The 483-nt window shown below is 71.0% G+C and carries 2 protein-coding genes; both read right to left on the bottom strand.

Going from position 1 to position 483, the window contains the following annotated elements:
* On the bottom strand, window positions 1–216 hold a 216-nt coding region (locus ACQ4N9_RS26525; protein WP_430934129.1), incomplete at its 3' end, for a hypothetical protein.
* Window positions 213–483: hypothetical protein (locus tag ACQ4N9_RS26530; RefSeq protein ID WP_430934131.1), on the bottom strand; the 271-nt coding region annotated here is incomplete at its 5' end. The genes ACQ4N9_RS26525 and ACQ4N9_RS26530, both read right to left, overlap by 4 nt.

Here is a 483-nt window from a genome sequence, read left to right on the forward strand (position 1 = left end):
CACCACGTCGCCCAGGGCGTCGACCAGGGCCATGATGTTGCCCACCACCGGCAAGGCGCCGGCCACGGTCTTGATCCGTTCGAGGGTGACGTAGCCGCCGCTGACCGATTGCAGCCAGGCGTCGAAGGCGGCGGCGCCACGGCCAACGTCCTTGGCATCGATGGTGTTGAGCGGGGCGACGGCGACCTGCGGTTCGCGCTGCTTGGCGTCGGTCATGCCAGCACCTCACTGCTCAGGCTTTTCGCCGGGGTGAGCGGTGGGGTGAGCGTGGGCAGGCTCGGCAGCTGGCGGACTGCGTTGGCGGCCTTGAGCGCGGGTGCCGCGCCGGGCACCACATTGCTGGCCAGTTGGGCCATGGCGCCGGTGTCGCCGCCGACGGCGGCCTTGACCTGCTGCACCTTCTGCAGCGCGGCCTGGCCGCTTTTCGCCAGTTGCATGCCGGTACCGGCCAGGGCCTTGCCCTGCTCCAGCATCCCGGTGCCG

It is taken from the genome of Pseudomonas sp. ES1, from assembly GCF_050586605.1.
GTDB classification, from domain to species: domain Bacteria; phylum Pseudomonadota; class Gammaproteobacteria; order Pseudomonadales; family Pseudomonadaceae; genus Aquipseudomonas; species Aquipseudomonas sichuanensis.